Annotated in this window: 16 protein-coding genes; 8 read left to right on the top strand and 8 right to left on the bottom strand. The window is 68.6% G+C overall.

Going from position 1 to position 17,916, the window contains the following annotated elements:
• Window positions 1-146 precede the first annotated feature (146 nt).
• The 5 genes from IE266_RS12035 to IE266_RS12015 all read right to left on the bottom strand — a co-directional run bounded on the left by IE266_RS12035 (window position 147) and on the right by IE266_RS12015 (window position 4,731).
• Window positions 147-479 (bottom strand): DUF2322 family protein, encoded by a 333-nt coding sequence (locus IE266_RS12035; protein WP_189680335.1) that lies wholly within the window; start codon window positions 477-479, stop codon window positions 147-149.
• A gap of 350 nt (window positions 480-829) precedes the next feature.
• The gene (locus IE266_RS12030; RefSeq protein ID WP_189680334.1) at window positions 830-1,756 is read right to left on the bottom strand and encodes a metal ABC transporter permease; all 927 of its coding nucleotides are present in this window, start codon (window positions 1,754-1,756) and stop codon (window positions 830-832) included.
• Entirely contained in the window at window positions 1,753-2,958 is a 1,206-nt protein-coding gene (locus IE266_RS12025) for a metal ABC transporter permease (RefSeq protein ID WP_189680333.1), read from the bottom strand. Before IE266_RS12025 ends, IE266_RS12030 begins: the two co-directional genes overlap by 4 nt.
• A 3-nt stretch (window positions 2,959-2,961) precedes the next feature.
• Window positions 2,962-3,765 carry a metal ABC transporter ATP-binding protein gene (locus IE266_RS12020; RefSeq protein ID WP_189680332.1) on the bottom strand — a complete coding sequence of 268 codons (804 nt, stop codon included), beginning with the start codon at window positions 3,763-3,765 and terminating at the stop codon, window positions 2,962-2,964.
• A 3-nt stretch (window positions 3,766-3,768) separates the two neighbouring features.
• Window positions 3,769-4,731 (bottom strand): metal ABC transporter solute-binding protein, Zn/Mn family, encoded by a 963-nt coding sequence (locus tag IE266_RS12015; protein ID WP_189680331.1) that lies wholly within the window; start codon window positions 4,729-4,731, stop codon window positions 3,769-3,771.
• Between the two features lie 184 nt (window positions 4,732-4,915).
• On the opposite strand from IE266_RS12015, the gene deoC reads away from it, so the two are divergent.
• The 6 genes from deoC (at window position 4,916) to IE266_RS11985 (ending at window position 14,109) form a co-directional block, all read left to right on the top strand.
• Window positions 4,916-5,905, top strand: a complete 990-nt coding sequence (deoC, locus tag IE266_RS12010; protein ID WP_189680330.1) for a deoxyribose-phosphate aldolase — start codon at window positions 4,916-4,918, stop codon at window positions 5,903-5,905.
• Window positions 5,906-6,046: 141 nt separating this feature from the next.
• Complete coding sequence (locus IE266_RS12005) at window positions 6,047-8,383, top strand: aldehyde dehydrogenase family protein (protein ID WP_189680329.1); 2,337 nt, start codon at window positions 6,047-6,049, stop codon at window positions 8,381-8,383.
• Between the two features lie 264 nt (window positions 8,384-8,647).
• Window positions 8,648-11,413, top strand: coding sequence for a formate dehydrogenase subunit alpha (gene fdhF / locus IE266_RS12000; RefSeq protein WP_189680328.1), 2,766 nt, complete (start codon window positions 8,648-8,650; stop codon window positions 11,411-11,413).
• A 67-nt stretch (window positions 11,414-11,480) separates the two neighbouring features.
• Complete coding sequence (locus IE266_RS11995) at window positions 11,481-12,692, top strand: Zn-dependent hydrolase (RefSeq protein ID WP_189680327.1); 1,212 nt, start codon at window positions 11,481-11,483, stop codon at window positions 12,690-12,692.
• Window positions 12,693-12,748: 56 nt separating this feature from the next.
• Complete coding sequence (locus tag IE266_RS11990) at window positions 12,749-13,357, top strand: ATP-dependent Clp protease proteolytic subunit (RefSeq protein ID WP_189680326.1); 609 nt, start codon at window positions 12,749-12,751, stop codon at window positions 13,355-13,357.
• A 2-nt stretch (window positions 13,358-13,359) separates the two neighbouring features.
• A complete protein-coding gene (locus tag IE266_RS11985) occupies window positions 13,360-14,109 on the top strand; it encodes an NYN domain-containing protein (protein ID WP_189680325.1) in 750 nt (249 codons plus the stop codon).
• Window positions 14,110-14,215: 106 nt separating this feature from the next.
• Here IE266_RS11985 and IE266_RS11980 read toward each other — a convergent pair whose 3' ends face one another.
• Complete coding sequence (locus IE266_RS11980; RefSeq protein ID WP_189680324.1) at window positions 14,216-14,905, bottom strand: gamma-glutamylcyclotransferase; 690 nt, start codon at window positions 14,903-14,905, stop codon at window positions 14,216-14,218.
• A 245-nt stretch (window positions 14,906-15,150) separates the two neighbouring features.
• On the opposite strand from IE266_RS11980, the gene IE266_RS11975 reads away from it, so the two are divergent.
• On the top strand, window positions 15,151-15,735 hold the full coding sequence (locus tag IE266_RS11975) for a glutathione S-transferase family protein (RefSeq protein WP_189680323.1): 585 nt from the start codon (window positions 15,151-15,153) through the stop codon (window positions 15,733-15,735).
• On the opposite strand, the gene IE266_RS11970 is transcribed toward IE266_RS11975, so the two are convergent.
• Together IE266_RS11970 and IE266_RS11965 are read right to left on the bottom strand one after the other, a co-directional pair.
• Window positions 15,732-16,130, bottom strand: coding sequence for a nuclear transport factor 2 family protein (locus tag IE266_RS11970; protein WP_189680322.1), 399 nt, complete (start codon window positions 16,128-16,130; stop codon window positions 15,732-15,734). The genes IE266_RS11975 and IE266_RS11970 overlap by 4 nt on opposite strands.
• 67 nt (window positions 16,131-16,197) lie before the next feature.
• Entirely contained in the window at window positions 16,198-16,815 is a 618-nt protein-coding gene (locus IE266_RS11965) for a TetR/AcrR family transcriptional regulator (protein WP_189680321.1), read from the bottom strand.
• Window positions 16,816-16,938: 123 nt separating this feature from the next.
• Here IE266_RS11965 and mbfA point away from each other — a divergent pair, with 123 nt between their 5' ends.
• Entirely contained in the window at window positions 16,939-17,913 is a 975-nt protein-coding gene (gene mbfA, locus IE266_RS11960; RefSeq protein WP_189680320.1) for an iron exporter MbfA, read from the top strand.
• Window positions 17,914-17,916 lie beyond the last annotated feature (3 nt).

The raw sequence follows: 17,916 nt of genomic DNA, 5'->3' as shown, positions 1-17,916 counted from the left end.
GGCGCCGGGCGAGCGCCGGCCCGTCCCCACTGGCTGGCGCTTTGTCACCCGCGCGCACCGCTCAAAGGTCGTCCGTTCGTGGCCGGGATAAAACGCAGACCTCGACCGCAGCAGCGCCATCCCACGGGCCGGCGCTCGCCCGGCGCTTACTCTGCCGCCACCAGCCGGATGCGCAACGGAGCCGCCCCTTCGGCGATCTCCAGCAGGCGGTCGACATTGGGATGCGCGCCGGGGCGGTTCCTTGCATCCTCGGTATGCTCGGCAAACACCGCCAGCCCATGCGCCGCGGCCTCGGCGGTGAGTGACCCGAAGCTCTGTTCAAGATACTGGTAAACCGCCAGCGACCCCTGCTTGCCCGGCTGGTTCTCGATCGAGGCGACAACGGCGCCGGTTCCGTCGACCAGTTCGATCCGGGCAAGGCCCCCGATCGGCGGCAGAAGTTGCAGGTTGTCCTTGAACGAAGCGCTGGGCTGGATCATTGCGAAGTCCTCTTTCGGCAGATTTGACGCGCACCTAGCAGCTTTGCCGCGCCGCCGCAAAGGCGCCGGGCGAGCGCCGGCCCCGTTCCGGTTGTCTGGCGCTTTTGCACCGGCGCGCTGCACCCGGAGGTCCACCGAACGTGGCCGGGATAAAGCGCAGATCTCATCGGTAGCTGCGCCATCCCACGGGCCGCCGCGTGCCCCGCTTGGGGCCGAAACGGATGTGCTCCCTGCGGGCCGTCGCGTCCCCAAACCCGTGACAAAACACTGTCCCAGAAACGCTCTCGTTTAAAATGACGTGAAATCAATAACTTGACCCCCCGTCCTAGCTGGGACACTTTTCGGGGCCCTCAAACAGCCGGCGCGCCGGCCCGTTTCCGGCAGGGTCCGAAGCGGGCGGCAAGGGCCAGGATCAGCCCGGCCACCGTGGCGATCATGCCCGCCGCGCTCACCGCGTCCTGCCCGCCCAGCCACAGCGGCCCGTATCCCGCCAGCACATAGCCCAGCACCGCCGCCAGCGCCGCGAAGACCACGCTCCAGCCGATCTGCCGCTCAAGCCGGTCGGTCATCAGCCGCGCCGCCGCCGGCGGGCAGATGAACATGGCGATCACGATGATCGACCCCACCGCGTCGAAGGCCGCCACCGCCGCCACCGCCGCCACGATCACCAGCCCCAGCCCCAACACCCCTGTCCGGATCCCCAGCGTGCGGGCAAAGCCCTCGTCGAAGGTCGAGATCTTCAGCGCCCGCCAGAACAGCGCGATGAAGAGGCCCACCCCGACCAGCGTGACCGCCATCCGCATCAGCTCCGGCGGCAGCCCGGCCAGCGCCTCGGGATCGATCACCGAGGCCCAGCCGGTCGCGTCCAGCCAGATCAGGCTCTCGAGGTTGCCATAGAGCGCGTGCTCGACATCGAGGTGAACGCTCGAAGTGTCGGATTGCTCCAGCAGCAGTACCCCGGCGGCGAACATCGAGGTGAAGACCACCCCCATCGCCGCGCCCGGCTCGATCCGGCCGAGCCGCCGCACACCCTCGATCAGCGCCACCGCCAGCACCGCGGCACCCGCCGCGCCCAGCATCATCGGCCAGGTGGCGACCATGCCGGTCAGCAGGAAGGCCACCACGATCCCCGGCAGCACCACATGGCTGATCGCATCGCCGATCAGCGCCTGCCGCCGCAGCACCAGGTAATTGCCGGGCAGTGCACAGGCCACCGCCGCGAACAGCCCGATCAGCATCGGTGTCAGCGACAGCGGGACGAATTCGGAACCGCTCATGCCGTCACCCCAGTCGGCGGGCCGATCTGCCGGTCGATCTCGGCGATCTGGTCGGCGGTCAGAACCGTCTCGATATCCCGCAGCCCGTCGTAGAGCGCCGCCGCCGCCTCGTGGGCCAGGTCGCGGCGCACCACCTCCCAGCGCTTCTCGTCGCGCAGGGCCTTGGCGGCGCGGGCGCGGCCCGCCTCGGTCGCCACCCCGTCAGAGCGGACCAGCCCGGCGCGGCGCAGCAGCCGCAGGGTCAGGCGCTCGTAGATCGGCTGTCCCTGCGCCAGCGCCAGCAGCCCCTGCCGCAGGTGCACCCGGCGCTGGAACCAGAGGTGGCGCAGCAGCGCCGCCAGCACCCCGCGCGAGGGTGCGAGGAACAGCGAGACCGCGAAGAGGGCGAAGGCCGTCAGCACGATGATCGGCCCGGTCGGCAGCTTCGGCGCGGTCGCCGAGACCGCCGCGCCCACATAGCCAGCGATACCGCCCATCGCGCCGGCCAGCAGGGCTACCGTCCCGGCCCGCTCGCTCCAGAACCGCGCCGCGACGGGCGGGATGATCAGCAGGGCGACGATCAGGATCAGCCCGACGATCTTCAGCCCGATCACGGTCACCGCCATGACCAGCCCCATCATCGCCAGGTCGATGCGGTGGGTATCAACGCCCCGCGCGGCAGCATATTCCGGGTCGAAGGCCACCAGCGTCATCGGCCGGTGCAGCAGGGCGACCACCGCCAGAACCAGCGCTCCGCCTGTCGCGATTACCACCGCGTCGTTCCAGAGCATCCCCGTGGTCGAGCCGAGCAGGAAGGATTCAAGCCCCGCCTGCCGCCCCGAGCTCATGGTCTGGATCACTGTCAGCAGCACGATGCCGAAGCCGAAGAAGACCGAAAGCACCGCGCCGATCGCCGCATCCTCGGCCAGTCGGGTATTGCGCACCAGCCAGCCGAGGCACAGCAACCCCGCCCAAGCTGAAAGCGCGGATCCGGCCATCAGCCCGATCAGGTTGCGCCCCTCGCCGCCGAAGGCGACCATGAGTATGAAGGCAAGCCCGACGCCGGGCAGGGTGGAATGCGAGATCGCGTCGGACACCAGCGCGCGCTTGCGCAGGAAGAGGAAGGTGCCGGTGATCCCCGCTGCGATGCCGAGCAGCGCGGCTCCGACCGTCACCAGCGTGGCGTTATAGCCCAGCCCCAGCAGCAGCGCCTCGGCCAGCATGGCTCAGCCCAGCGCCTGCGAGAGCTGGTCGACCTGCGCGGTGGCGAGCCGGCCGCCATAGGTCGCCTGCAGCGTCTCGGCGGTGAAGGTCGTCTCGACAGGGCCCTCGGCCACCTTGCGGGTAGCGATCAGGAAGACATCGTCGAAATAGTCGCGCACGGTGGCAAGGTCGTGATGCACCACCACCACCGTCTTGCCCTCGGCACGCAGGCCCTTGAGCACGCTGATGATGGCCTTTTCCGTCGCCGCGTCGACACCGGCGAAGGGCTCGTCGAGGAGGTAGAGGTCGGCCCCCTGTGCCAAGGCGCGGGCGAGGAAGACACGCTGCTGCTGCCCGCCAGAAAGCTGGCCGATCTGGCGCAGGGCGAAGTCCTTCATGCCGACCCGGTCGAGACAGTCGAGGGCGCGCGCCCTGTGGCGGCCCAGCACTCGGCCCAGCAGGCCGAGCTCGCGGTAGAGTCCCATCATCACCACGTCGATCACCCGGGTCGGGAAGTCCCAGTCGACACTGGCGCGCTGCGGCACATAGGCGATCCGCGCCCGCATCGCGTCGAGCGGCTGGCCGAAGACCCGCACCTGCCCGGAGAGCGGCTTGACGATGCCGAGCGCTGCCTTGAGCAGGGTCGACTTGCCAGCGCCGTTCGGCCCGATGATCGCGGTCATCCTGCCGGGGCGCACGGTCATGTCGACCGAGAAGACCGCCGGTTTCTGCCCGTAGGAGACGGTGAGGCCCCGGATCGCCAGCGGGCTGGTATCCAACGCCGGGTCGGCGGAGCGTTCACCCTTGTTGCTCGCCAGTTCCAGCATTGCTCAGATCCCCGCCGAAAGCTTGCCGTCCATCCCGCGCGAGGGGACCTCCGCCCCCAGCGCGCCGGCGATCACGGTGACATTGTGGTCGATCATGCCGAGATAGGTGCCCTCGTAGGATCCATCTGCCCCCATCGCGTCGCTGTAAAGCTCGCCGCCGATGCGCACCGCGTGGCCCTTGGCGGCGGCACCCTCGATCAGCGCGCGGATATTGCGGTCGGAGACCGAACTCTCGACGAAGACCGCCGAAATCTGCCGCGCGACCAGCACGTCGACCAGTTCGGCGATGCGGTTCAGCCCGGCTTCGCTTTCGGTGGAGATGCCCTGGATGCCCAGCACCTCGATGCCGAAATCGCGGCCAAAATAACCGAAGGCGTCATGCGCCGTGACCAGCACGCGGCGGGTTTCGGGCACCTTGGCCATGGCCTCGCCCGCGTAGGCGGCGAGGCGGTCGATATCGGCCTGGTAGGCGGCGGTATTGGCTGCGAAGACGTCGGCGCCCTCGGGGTAGGCGGCGCTCAGCGCGTCGCGCACGGCGGGGATCACGTCATGCCACAGGCGCGGCGACATCCAGACGTGGGGGTCGAACTTGTTGGCATATTGCGCATGGGCGCGCAGCTGGTCGTGCGGCAGGCTGTCGGCCACCGCCACCACCCGCCGCTTGCGCGCGAGGTCGTGGAAGAACTCCTCCATCTGCGCCTCGAGGTAGAGCCCATGCCAGAGCACCAGGTCCGCGCGGGTCATCGCGACGATGTCGCTGCGGGTCTGGCGGTAGGAGTGCGGATCGACGCCGGGGCCCATCAGCCCCTTGACGCTGACTAGCCCGCCGCCGACCCGGCGCGCGGCGTCGGCGATCATGCCGGTTGTCGCGACGATGTTGAGGGAGGGGCCTGCGGCTGCGGCTGTCGCCGCTGGCAGCGCCGCCAGCGCCGCAAGGCCAAGAAGAATGTGCCGTCTCGTGGTCATGGGAGTCCAGTCATCGTTGCACGTCCATTTGAATATGCAAGTCATTCGCAAGAAGTCAATGAGATTGCGAATTATTCGCAACAAAGATTGCTGACCTGCCCAGAACGCGGGCAGGGGCCTCGCTTGACCCGGTCTGGGGGCCATGCGAGTTTGCCTTTCCGAAGGCCGCGCGGAGGAGATCGCCATGACAACCGCCACCACAGAGCGCATCGCGCAGCTGCCGCAGGTGAGCGAACCGCGCAATCCGGGCATGGCGCTCGATCTCGACTGGGTGCGCGGCGTGCAGGCCAATACCTCGGCGATCGAACGGCGCGCGGCGACGCTGCCGGGGCGGCGCTCGGTCAAGAAGGATTATCAGGCCGCCTGGTTGCTGCGCGCGATCAGCTGCATCGACCTCACCACGCTGTCGGGCGACGACACGGTTCAGCGGGTCCGCCGGCTTTGTGCCAAGGCGCGCCAGCCGGTGTCGCCCGAGATCCTCGCGGCGCTGGGCATGGAGGGGCTGACGGTGGGCGCGGTCTGCGTCTATCACGACATGGTCGCCGCCGCCGTCGAGGCGCTGGAGGGCAGCGGCATCCCGGTCGCCGCCGTCTCGACCGGCTTTCCCGCCGGCCTCTCGCCCTTTCACCTGCGGGTGGCCGAGATCGGCGAGAGCGTGAAGGCCGGGGCGCAGGAGATCGACATCGTCATCTCGCGACGGCATGTGCTGGGCGGCGACTGGCAGGCGCTCTACGAAGAGATGCGCGCCTTCCGCGAGGCCTGTGGGCCGGCGCATGTGAAGGCTATCCTGGCTACCGGCGAGCTGGGCACGCTGCGCAATGTCGCCCGCGCCTCGCTGGTCTGCATGATGGCGGGGGCGGATTTCATCAAGACCTCGACCGGCAAGGAGAGCGTGAACGCCACGCTGCCGGTATCGCTGGTGATGATCCGGGCGATCCGGGACTATCACGAACGCACCGGCATCCGCATCGGCTACAAGCCCGCCGGAGGGATCTCGAAGGCCAAGGACGCGCTGGTCTATCTCGGCCTGATCAAGGACGAGTTGGGCGACCGCTGGCTGCGCCCCGACCTGTTCCGCTTCGGCGCCTCCTCGCTGCTGGGCGATATCGAGCGGCAGCTGGAGCACCATGTCACCGGCGCCTATTCGGCGGGGTATCGCCATGCGATGGGCTGAAGTGCCGGAATTCTTCGAGAATTCCGGTCCGTTTTCCTGCGAGGAAAACGGCGCGAGCGGCGGGGGGCGTGCGAAATCCTCGCAGGATTTCGGACCGTTTTCCTCGCAGGAAAACGGGGTCGCAACACAAGGATACAGACCATGACGGTCAAGGAACTCTTCGACAGCATGGACTACGGCCCGGCCCCCGAAAGCGCAGCCGAGGCGCTGGCTTGGCTGGTCGACATGGGCGACCGCTTCGGCCATTTCATCGACGGCGCCTTCACGGCGCCCGGCGCGGGCTTTGAATCGAAGAACCCGGCGACGGGCGAGGTGCTGGCGACCATCACCCAGGCGACGCAGACCGACGTTGACGCCGCCGTCAAGGCGGCGCGCAAGGCCCAGCCGAAATGGGAAAAGCTCGGCGGACCGGGACGCGCGCGCTATCTTTATGCCATCGCGCGGCTGCTGCAGAAACACGCGCGCCTCTTCGCGGTGCTCGAAACGCTCGACAACGGCAAGCCGATCCGCGAGAGCCGAGATATCGATGTGCCCCTGGCGCAGCGGCATTTCTACTATCACGCGGGCATGGCGCAGCTGATGGAAGAGGTGTTGCCGGGCCGCGCGGCGCTGGGCGTCTGCGGCCAGATCATCCCCTGGAACTTCCCGCTGCTGATGCTGGCCTGGAAGGTCGCGCCGGCGCTGGCCATGGGCAATACGGTGGTGCTGAAGCCCGCCGAATACACCTCGCTGACCGCGCTGCTGTTCGCCGATATCTGCACCCAGGCCGGGCTACCCAGGGGCGTGGTCAATATCGTCACCGGCGATGGCGCGGTGGGCGAGATGATCGTGGCCGCCGAGGTCGACAAGATCGCCTTCACCGGCTCGACCTCGGTGGGCCGCAGGATCCGCGAGGCGACTGCGGGGTCGGGCAAGGCGCTGACGCTCGAACTGGGCGGCAAGAGCCCCTACATCGTCTTCGACGACGCCGATCTCGACAGCGCCATCGAGGGGTTGGTCGATGCGATCTGGTTCAACCAGGGCCAGGTCTGCTGTGCCGGCTCGCGCCTGCTGGTGCAGGAGAGCGTGGCCGAGACCTTCCACGCCCGTCTGATCGCCCGCATGGACAAGCTGCGCATCGGCAATCCGCTGGACAAATGCATCGACGTCGGCGCGGTGGTCGACCCGGTGCAGCTGGCGACGATCCGCGGCATGGTCGAGGCCAATACCGCCGGGCAGGTGCACCAGGCGGATATCGCTCTGCCGGCGGGCGGCTGCTACTACCCGCCGACGCTCATCACAGGGCTCGCGCCCTCGGACCGGCTGATGCAGGAGGAGATCTTCGGGCCGGTGCTGGTTTCATGCACCTTCCGCACGCCGGCCGAGGCGGTGGAGCTCGCCAACAATAGCCGCTACGGGCTGGCGGCGACCGTCTGGACCGAGAACGTCAACCTCGCGCTCGACATCGCGCCGAAGCTGGCGGCGGGGGTGGTCTGGGTGAATGCGACCAACCTCTTCGATGCGGCGGCGGGCTTTGGCGGCGTCCGCGAGAGCGGTTTTGGCCGCGAGGGCGGCTGGGAGGGGCTGGCAGCCTATACCCGGCCGGTCGGCAAGGCGAAGGCCTTGAAGCCGGTTGAAAGCTTCAGCGGTTCCGGCGCGCCGGCCGATCCGATCGACCGCACCGCAAAGCTTTATGTCGGCGGCAAGCAGGCGCGGCCCGATGGCGGCTATTCCAGGCCGGTCTGGGGCAAGGGTGGCGCGCTGCTCGGCCATGTCGGCCTCGCCAACCGCAAGGATGTGCGCAACGCCGTCGAGGCGGCGCAGGGCGCGGCCGCATGGGGCAGGGCCACCGGGCACCTGCGGGCGCAGATCCTTTACTACATCGCCGAGAACCTCTCGGCCCGCGCGGGCGAGTTTGCCCATCGCCTGGACGCGATAACCGGCGCGCGGCATGGCGCGCGGGAGGTCGAGGCCAGCATCCAGCGGCTGTTCACCTATGCGGCCTGGGCCGACAAATACGACGGGCGGGTGCATTCGGTGCCGATCCGCGGCGTGGCCCTTGCGATGAACGAACCGGTCGGCGTGATCGGCGCGCTCTGCGCCGACGAGGCGCCGCTGCTGGGGCTGGTCTCGGTCATGGCGCCGGCGCTGGCGATGGGCAACCGGGTGGTGCTGGTGGCGTCGGAGCCCTTCCCGCTGGCGGCGACGGATTTCTACCAGGTGCTCGACACCTCGGACGTGCCGGGCGGCGTGGTCAATATCCTGACCGGCAGCCATGCCGAACTCGCCGCGCCGCTGGCCGGGCACCTGAACCTCGACGCGGTCTGGAGCTTCTCCTCGACGCCGCTGTCGAAAGCGGTGGAAGCGGCCTCGGCCGGGAACCTCAAGCGCAGCTGGGTGAACAACGCCCTTGCGCGCGACTGGTTCGCCAATGACAGCGCCGAGTGGCTGGCGCAGGCGAGCGAGGTGAAGAACATCTGGGTGCCCTACGGGGAATAGGCGGCGGCGGGGTGAACCCCGCCCTACGCGCCCGTTCGGTGTCGCGCATGCGGAAATGTCCGGACGGGAGTATTTGTCAAAGAGAAGAAGCACAGGGGGCTTTGCCCGGCATCCCCGCGTCGTGCCGGCGGTTCGGCCCTGCGCGGGAACACAACTTTCCGATCCGCGTCATGCGTGGCGCAAATCCCCGATACGGTGTCGGGTTTGGGAGTGGGTTTCCCCCCGTGACCTGCGCTATAAGGCGCGAAATGCTGGGAGGCAGACATGGCCGAGACGATCCGTTTCACCCTCGATGGCGCCGAGATCGAGGCGCCGAAGGGCCTGACGATCTGGGAAATCGCTAACGGGCGGGGGCTGGTTATCCCGCATCTCTGCCACAAGCCCGCGCCTGGCTATCGCCCGGACGGCAATTGCCGGGCCTGCATGGTCGAGATCGAAGGCGAGCGCACGCTTGCCGCCTCCTGCATCCGCGAGCCCTCCGATGGCATGGTGGTGAGGACCGCCTCCGAGCGGGCGAGCAAGGCGCGCGCCATGGTGACCGAACTGCTGGTGGCCGACCAGCCGAAGCGAGACGCGGCGCATGACCGCTCGTCGCATCTGTGGGACATGGCCGATCTGAACGGCGTCACCACCAGTCGTTTCCCGGCGCTGGAGCCGGACCATATCCCGCTGCTCGACGACAGCCATGTCGCCATGCGCGTCAACCTCGACGCCTGCATCCAGTGCGGCCTCTGCGTGCGCGCCTGCCGCGAGGTGCAGGTCAACGACGTGATCGGCATGGCCGGGCGGGGACATGGCGCCTATCCCGTCTTCGACATGGCCGACCCGATGGGCGCCTCGACCTGCGTGGCCTGCGGCGAATGCGTGCAGGCCTGCCCCACCGGCGCGCTGATGCCTGCCAGCGTGCTGGACGAGGCCCAGCAGGGCGACAGCAAGGATTACGACAGCGAGGTCGCCAGCGTCTGTCCGTTCTGCGGGGTGGGCTGCCAGGTCTCGCTCAAGGTCAAGGACGGGCGGGTCAAGTTCGTCGAGGGCATCGACGGCCCGGCGAACGAGGGGCGGCTCTGCGTCAAGGGGCGCTTCGGGTTTGACTATATCCACCACCCGCACCGCCTGACCGTGCCGCTGATCCGGCGCGAGGATGCGCCGGCCAAGGGGCTGAACGTCGATCCCGGCAATTGGGCCACGCATTTCCGCGAGGCGACCTGGGAAGAGGCGCTGGATGTCGCCGCCGGTGGCCTGAAGGGCAGGGGGCGCGAGGTGGCGGGGTTCGGGTCGGCGAAATGCACCAACGAAGAGGCCTACCTCTTCCAGAAGTTCATCCGCCAGGGCTTTGGCCACAACAACGTGGATCATTGCACGCGGCTTTGCCATGCGTCGAGCGTCGCCGCGCTGATGGAGAACGTCGGCTCGGCCGCCGTGACCGCGACCTTCAACGAGATCGAGAATGCCGATGTCGCCATCGTCATCGGCGCCAACCCGGTCGAGAACCACCCGGTCGCCGCAACCTATTTCAAGCAGTTCGCCAAGCGGGGCGGAAAGCTGATCGTGATGGATCCGCGCGGCGTCGGCCTGCGCCGCTTTGCCAGCCACATGCTGCAGTTCCGCCCCGGCGCCGACGTGGCGATGCTGAACGCGATCATGCATGTGATCGTCGAGGAAGAACTATTCGACCGCCAGTATATCGAGGCCTATACCGAGAACTTCCCGGCCGAGGCGGCGCATCTCAAGGATTTCGCGCCCGAAAAGATGGCTGATATCTGCGGCATCCCGGCGGAGACCCTGCGCGAGGTCGCCCGCACCTTCGCCGGTGCGCGAGCCGGCATGATCTTCTGGGGCATGGGGGTGAGCCAGCACATCCACGGCACCGACAATTCGCGCTGCCTGATTGCGCTGGCGCTGATGTGCGGCCATGTCGGGCGCCCCGGCACCGGGCTGCACCCGCTGCGCGGCCAGAATAACGTGCAGGGCGCCTCGGACGCCGGGCTGATCCCGATGTTCCTGCCGGATTACCAGAGCGTCACCGACGATGGCGTGCGCTCAGCCTTTACCGAGGTCTGGCAATCGGGCGACTTCTCGAACCAGAAGGGGCTGACCGTCACCGAGATCATGGATGCGGTGCATGAGGGGCACATCAAGGCGATGTATATCCTCGGCGAGAACCCGGCGATGTCCGACCCAGATGTCGAACATGCCCGCGACGCGCTGGCCAAGCTCGACCACCTCGTCGTGCAGGACATCTTCCTGACCGAGACGGCGAACTATGCCGACGTGATCCTGCCGGCCTCGGCCTTTGCCGAGAAGTCGGGCACCGTCACCAACACCAACCGTCAGGTGCAGATGGGCCGCCCCGCCGTGCCACCGCCGGGCCAGGCGCGCGAGGACTGGGCGATCACTGTCGATCTGGCGCGGCGCTGCGGGCTGGACTGGCAGCATGACAGTCCGGCGGATGTCTTTGCCGAGATGAAGCGCACGATGAAGTCGCTCGACAACATCACCTGGGAACGGCTGTCGCGGGTCAATGTCGTGACCTACCCCTCTCTGACCCCGGAAGACCCCGGCCAGCCCATCGTCTTCGGCGAGGGCTTCCCGCGCGCCGGTGGGCGGGCGAAGTTCACGCCGGCGAATGTCATCGCCCCGGCCGAGGCGCCCGATGCCGATTACCCGATGATCCTGACCACCGGGCGGCAGCTCGAACATTGGCACACCGGCTCGATGACGCGGCGGTCCAAGGTGCTGGACGCGGTGGAGCCCGAGGCCAACTGCTCGCTGCATCCCTCGACCCTGCGCCGCCTCGGGGTGGAGCCGGGCGGAATGCTGCGCCTGACCACGCGGCGCGGCAGCATCGAGATCATGGCCCGCGCCGACCGCGCGGTGGCGCCCGACATGGTCTTCCTGCCCTTCGCCTATGTCGAGGCGGCGGCGAACATCCTGACCAACCCGGCGGTTGACCCCTACGGCAAGATCCCCGAGTTCAAGTTCTCGGCGGTGCGGGTCGAGCCTGCAGCGGCACGGGCGGCGGCGGAGTGATGCAAAATTCCTGCAAGGAATTTTGTCCGGAATACTTGCAGAATTCCGTGCGCCCGGAGGACCTGTCATGCTGAACCCTGACCGTTTCCTCGCCGATCTCGAAACCCTGCGCGGCTTCGGAGCGGCGGGGGTGGGCAAGGGCGTGGTGCGCCCGGCCTTTTCCGATGCCGATATCGCCGCCCGCAAGTGGCTGGCCGCGCGCATGGCCGAGGCGGGGCTGACACCGCAGTTCGACCCGGTCGGCAATCTCTTCGGCCTTGTCGAGGGGCCCTCGCTGCTGCTCGGCTCGCATTCCGACAGCCAGCCCGAGGGCGGCTGGCTCGACGGGGCGCTGGGCGTGATCGCCGCGCTGGAGGTGGCGCGCGCCGCGCGCGAGGCGGGCGGGCCGGCGGTCTCGGTGGTCAGCTTCCAGGACGAGGAGGGCCGCTTCGGCGTCACCACCGGCAGCGCGGTCTGGTCGGGCACCCTGCCGATGGACGAGGCCGATCCGCTGACCGACCATGCCGGCGTGACCTATGCCGTGGCGCGGGCGCGGATGGCCGATCTCGCCGGGCCCTTCGTCGACCCCGGCCGCTTCACCGGCTATGTCGAACTGCACATCGAGCAGGGGCCGGTGCTCGACACCGCCGCCGAGCAGATCGGCGTCGTCACCGATATCGTCGGCATCCGCGACATGAAGATCACCTTCGCCGGCCAGCAGAACCACGCGGGCACCACGCCGATGCACCTGCGGCGCGACGCCTTCCAGGCGCTGGCCGCCTTCAACGCGTCGATTGCCGAACGCTTCCGCAACGTGGTGACGCCGGCCTCGGTCTGGTCGGTGGGCCATGTCTCGCTGCATCCCAATGCCTCGTCGATCGTGCCGGGGCGGGCGACCTTCTCGATGCAGTGGCGCGATGGCGATGCCGACCGGCTGAACCGGATGGAGGCGATCGTCCGTGCCACCGCCCGCGAGATTGCCGAGGCGCGCGGGATGGAGCTGAGCTTCGGCCCGCTGCTCGGCCTCGAGCCGGTGACGATGGACGCCCGCTTGCGCACGGCGCTCGAGTCGGGGGCCGAGGCGGTCGCGCCGGGCCGGTGGCGCAAGCTGCCCTCGGGCGCGCTGCATGACGCCACCAACGTGGCGGGGCTGATGCCGGTGGCGATGCTCTTCGTGCCCTCGATCGGCGGCATCAGCCACGATTTCGCCGAGGATACGGCCAATGCCGACCTGGTCGCCGGGCTGCGCGTGCTGGCGCAGGCGGCCGATATTGTCGGGCGCGGCCACGCCACCCGTTGAACCTCCCGCGCCGAGCCTCTAGGTTCCAGCGGCACACTCTAGGGAGACCCGACGCGATGAACTACCGCCTCGAAGACGAAGACGAAGATACCCGGGTCGACGAAACGCCCGACACGCCCCCGGCCGGCAAGGCCGAACAGCTGTTCTTCAAGTCGCGCAACGTCATCATCACCGGCGCCATCGACGACAAGCTGGCGCGCCGCGCGGTGACCCAGCTGCTGGCCCTGGCCGAGGACAGCGACGACCCGATCAACGTCTTCATCTCCTCGCCCGGCGGCCACGTCGAATCCGGCGACATGGTGCATGACATCATCAAGTTCATCCGCCCCAAGGTGCGCACCATCGGCTCGGGTTGGGTGGCCAGCGCCGGCGCGCTGATCTTCGTGGGGGCCGAGCGCGAGAACCGCTACTGCCTGCCCAACACCCGCTTCCTGCTGCACCAGCCCTCGGGCGGGATCGGCGGCCAGGTGAGCGACCTGATGATCCAGGCCGAACAGATCCGCATCATGGCCGAGCGGTTCCACAAGCTTTTTGCCGAGGCAACCGGCCAGACCCCGGAGAAGATCGCCGAGGACACCCGCCGCGACTTCTGGCTGACCACCAAGGAGGCGCTCGACTATGGCCTGCTCGGGAAGGTGATCTCCTCGGTCGACGAACTGGCCTGAGGATGAGCGATCCGCGCAAGCTGCTGGCCGTCCTGATCGACGCCGACAATATCTCGGCGAAATATGCCGACGCGATGTTCGAGGAGATCGCGTCGCTGGGCGAGGCCAGCATCCGGCGCATCTATGGCGATTTCGCCGGCGGCGGGCCGCAGGGCTGGAGCAAGGACCGGCTCGCCGCGCTGGCGATCGTGCCGCATCAGCAGTTCGCCAATACGACGGGCAAGAATGCGAGCGATATCGCGCTGGTGATCGACGCGATGGATATCCTGCACTCGGGCCGTTTCGACGGCTTCGTGCTGATCTCGTCGGACAGCGATTTCACCCGCCTGGCGAGCCGGATCCGCGAGCAGGGGCTCGACGTCTTCGGCATGGGGATGCGCAAGACGCCGATGGCCTTCGTGAAGGCCTGCAAGCGCTTCATCTACGTCGAGAACCTGGTGCCCGAGACCAAGCCGAAGGCGCGGCCCGAAGCGAAGCCGGCCGAGGCGCCCGCCCCGGCGCCGGCGGCGGCCGAGGCCCCGGCGGCGCTGGAGGATCCGAGCAAGCTGGTGATCCGGGCGATGGACGCGATCAACCAGGACGACGAATGGTTCACGCTCGGCCAGATCGGCCAGTATATCAGCGCGGCCAACCCCGATTTCGATACCCGCAGCTACGGCAAGAAGAAGCTCTCCGACCTCATCAAGGAGCTGAAGCTCTTCGAGACGCGGGTCGGCGAGGGCAACCAGCTGATGGTGCGGCGGCTCGACTGAAGCAACACCCGGAAGGCGTCCCAGCTGGGGCGCTTTCCAATCCATTGAAATAAAAGTAAAATTCCGGAGTGACTTTCCGGGACACCCTTCCGCATCGCAAAATCCCTCACCCCATCCGGTCGAGTTCCGCCGCCACCAGCTTCTGCAGGCGCCAGAGCCGGCCGTCCCGGATGCCATGCGCCCCCAGCGCCTTCAACGTCTCGTGCAGGTATTCGGCGTTCGAGCCGGCATGGCCGCAGGCCCGTGCGATCATCCGCGCGGTGGCCTCGGCCGTGAGGTCGGTGCGCAGCTCCTCCCCCACCGGCGGCGCATAGAAGGTGAGCGCGCGCAGGTGCCCCTCGGCGGTCTGCACATCCAACCAGCGGCGCGCCTCCAGCAGCTCACGGAAGGGCGTCTCGCGGGCGATCAGCGCCTCGGTCACCGGCACGACCGCCGCCTCGGGTACCTCCTGCACCAGCCCGGTGCAGCGCCCGCCCGGCAGCAGCGCCATCATCAGCCCCGGCGCCTCAGGCGTGCCCCGCCAGGTGGTCAGCTCGATGCAGAACGACCGGTGCCAGCCATCGACATGGCCGCGCCGGCTCGCCAGCGGCTCGAACTCGGGCTTCCAGAGCAGCGAGCCATAGGCAAAGACATGCAGCGGCCCGGCCGGGCGCGCCGCCAGCAGCTCGCGCGCGGCGGCGGCGATCTCGGCTTCGTCGAGCCGGTGCCAGCCCATCAGCAGGGCGTCGTCGGGATCAGGCACCGCGCGAAAGGTGCGGGCGACATGGTCGGGGGTCAGGTGCATCGGCCGGGACATGGCGGCATAGTCCCGCGCCACAGGCCGAGGTCAAGGCCAGCCGCGCGCCGCGGCCGCCGCCCCCCTGCATCTTCGCGCTAGGGCGCTGCGAGAAACACGCCTGTGCTTCTTCTCTTCGCAAAATACTCGGGGGTCTGGGGGCAAGGCCCCCAGCGGGTCGCCGCGCGCAGCGCGGGGAAACCCCACAGGCGCGACGGCCTCCATTCCGTGCTAGGCTGGTCATGGGTCCCTCGCAGGAGGCCGGGATGGAACTGATCTATGTCGACGGCTCGCCCTTTTCGCGGATCGTGCGGGTGCTGATTGCCGCCTGGGGCCTGCCGGTCGCCCTGCGCGAGGTGGGTTTCCCGCTTCCGAAGGCGGTCGACGCCCTGACGCCGATGGGGCAGGTGCCGCTGCTGCTGCGCGGGGACGCGCCGCCGATTTTCCCGACGCTGCTCATCATCGAGCATCTGGCCGCAATGGCCCCCAAAGGCGCGCCATTCCCCATCACGGGCGAGCGTGCGCGACTGGTCGTCGCCCTCACGGCGGGCGATGCGCTGGCGCAGGCGGCCTATATCGGCTGGGCGGGGCTGGGGCCGGTGGGGCCGAATGTGCTGGGGTTCGACCTGCGTGACCGTCTCGTCCGCCGGTTCAACAGCGTGGCGGGCTGGCTGGCGCAGCAGGCACCGCCCGACACGGTGACCGGGCTGGCGCTGGCCGTTCTGCTCGACTGGGCCCGCTCGCGCGGGGTCGAGGGGGTGGCGGCGGAGGCCCCGGCGCTGCGGAACATCCTCGAACTGCTGGAGCGGCCCGAGGTGGCGGCGACGGCACCGCGCCCCTATGCCCCCTAGCCCGCGACCTCCTCGGCGACCTGGGTCGCCTGGAAGGCCTCGCGCAGCCAGCGGCCGTTCTCGCGCCGCCAGACCTGGGTGAAGACGATGCTCAGATCCTGGGTGTCGCCCGCCGAGGTCGCGCCGCCGCCGGTGATGTCGTTGAAGCCGGTGATCACGGCGAGCTCGCCGAAGCGGCGGGTCTTCACCTCTCGGAAGGCGATCCTCGTATCGCGCCCGGTGCGTTTCGCGGCGTAGGCGAGCCAGTCCTCGCAGGGCAGGTGCGCGCCGAAGATGTCCTTGTGGGTATAGCTCGGCGAGAGCAGCGCGCGCAGCGCCGGGATATCGCCGCTGGCCCAGGCCGCCCCGAAGGCGCGGATGGCCGCATCGAGGCCGTCGTCGTCGTTGCCGGGCATGTCCCCCTCCACCCGCAGCCATTCCCCGCATCATAGCGCGGGGCGGGCCGGCTGTCTCGCCCGGCGCTCAGGCGCCGTAGCGGGCGAGGAAGGTCTCGACCGCGTTCTGCACCACCTCGGCGATCTCTTCCTCGGTAAACCGGGTCTGGATGCCGAAGACCGCGCGTGTCCAGAGCCGGGCCTTGCAAAGCTCGGTGAACTGCTCGGCGGCCATGTCGAGATCATCGATCCTCAGCTGGCCGCGCGCGGTCGCCTCGGCCATATAGGCCTTGAGCTGGCGTTTGCCGTTCTCGGGGCCGTTGGTATAGAAGGCGCGGCCCAGTTCAGGGAAGCGGTCGCGTTCGGCCATGCAGGCGCGGAAGCATTGCTGGGCGAAGTCCGAGAGCAGGAAAGGCACGATCTGCCCGGCGGCGATGGTCAGCACGGCGCGGGGTGGGGCGGTCGGGTCAACCAGTTCCAACGTGCGCTCGGCCATGCGGCGGCATTCGGTGGTCGCGACCTCGACGAAAAGCAGGCGCTTGTCGGGGAAATAGCTGTAGAGAGTCGCCTTCGAGACGCCGGCGGCACGGGCAATGTCGTCGACATTGGCGCCCTCGAAACCATCGGCCATGAAGACCTTGCGCGCGCCCGCGAGCACCTGGTCGAACTTGCGCCCGGTGCGCAGGATGGCGGGGTGGTCGGTCATCGAGTCTCCTGTCTTCTGACCTGAATATAAACCGTCGGGTTCAGTTCCGCCAACAGCCTCGCGCGGGGAATTGCCAATCCTGCGGCGATCGCTATGTTAGAATCATTCCAAACAGGGGCAGACATGCGCTTTCTCACGCAACGCAAACGATTTTCCGACCTGAGCGAGCAGGAAATCATCGCTCTGGCGATCTCCTCCGAGGAGGACGACGCGCGGATCTATCGCGGTTATGCCGAGAACCTCCGGGCCGATTTCCCGGCCACCGCCAAGCTGTTCGAAGGGATGGCGGCCGAGGAGGACCAGCACCGGGGGCGGCTGCTGGCGCTGCACGAGTCGCGTTTCGGGCCGGTGGTGCCGCTGATCCGGCGCGAGCATGTGGCGGGCTATTACAACCGCCGGCCGGTCTGGCTTGTGCAGAACCTCGGGATCGAGCGGATCCGCGAGGAGGCCGAGGCGATGGAGCGCGAGGCCGAGCGGTTCTACACCCATGCCGCGGCGCGCACGACCGATACGGCGACGCGCAAGCTGCTGGGCGATCTCGCCGCCGCCGAGGCCGGGCACCAGGCCACGGCGAGCGAACTGGAGGCCGAGCATCTCGACGGCGACACCCGCGCCCGCGAGGACGCCACCGCGCACCGCCAGTTCGTGCTGACCTGGGTGCAGCCGGGGCTGGCGGGGCTGATGGACGGCTCGGTCTCGACGCTGGCGCCGATATTCGCGACCGCTTTCGCCACGCAGGACACCTGGACCACCTTCCTCGTCGGCGTCGCGGCCTCGGTCGGGGCGGGGATCTCGATGGGCTTCACCGAGGCGATCTCGGACGATGGCGAGCTTTCGGGACGCGGCTCGCCGCTGAAACGGGGCATCGCCTCGGGGGTGATGACGGCCGTGGGCGGGCTGGGGCACGCGATGCCCTACCTCATCCCGCATTTCTGGACCGCGACGGCGATTGCCTTCTGCATCGTCTTCGTCGAGCTCTGGGCGATTGCCTGGATCCAGAACCGCTACATGGAAACGCCCTTCTTCCGCGCCGCCCTGCAGGTGGTGCTGGGCGGCGCGCTGGTGCTGGCAGCGGGGATCCTGATCGGGAGCGGGTGAGGG

This window comes from Seohaeicola zhoushanensis (assembly GCF_014656415.1).
Taxonomy (GTDB): domain Bacteria; phylum Pseudomonadota; class Alphaproteobacteria; order Rhodobacterales; family Rhodobacteraceae; genus Seohaeicola_A; species Seohaeicola_A zhoushanensis.
Note: the sequence above shows the minus strand (reverse complement) of the source record. Positions and strands in the feature narration are given on the sequence as shown.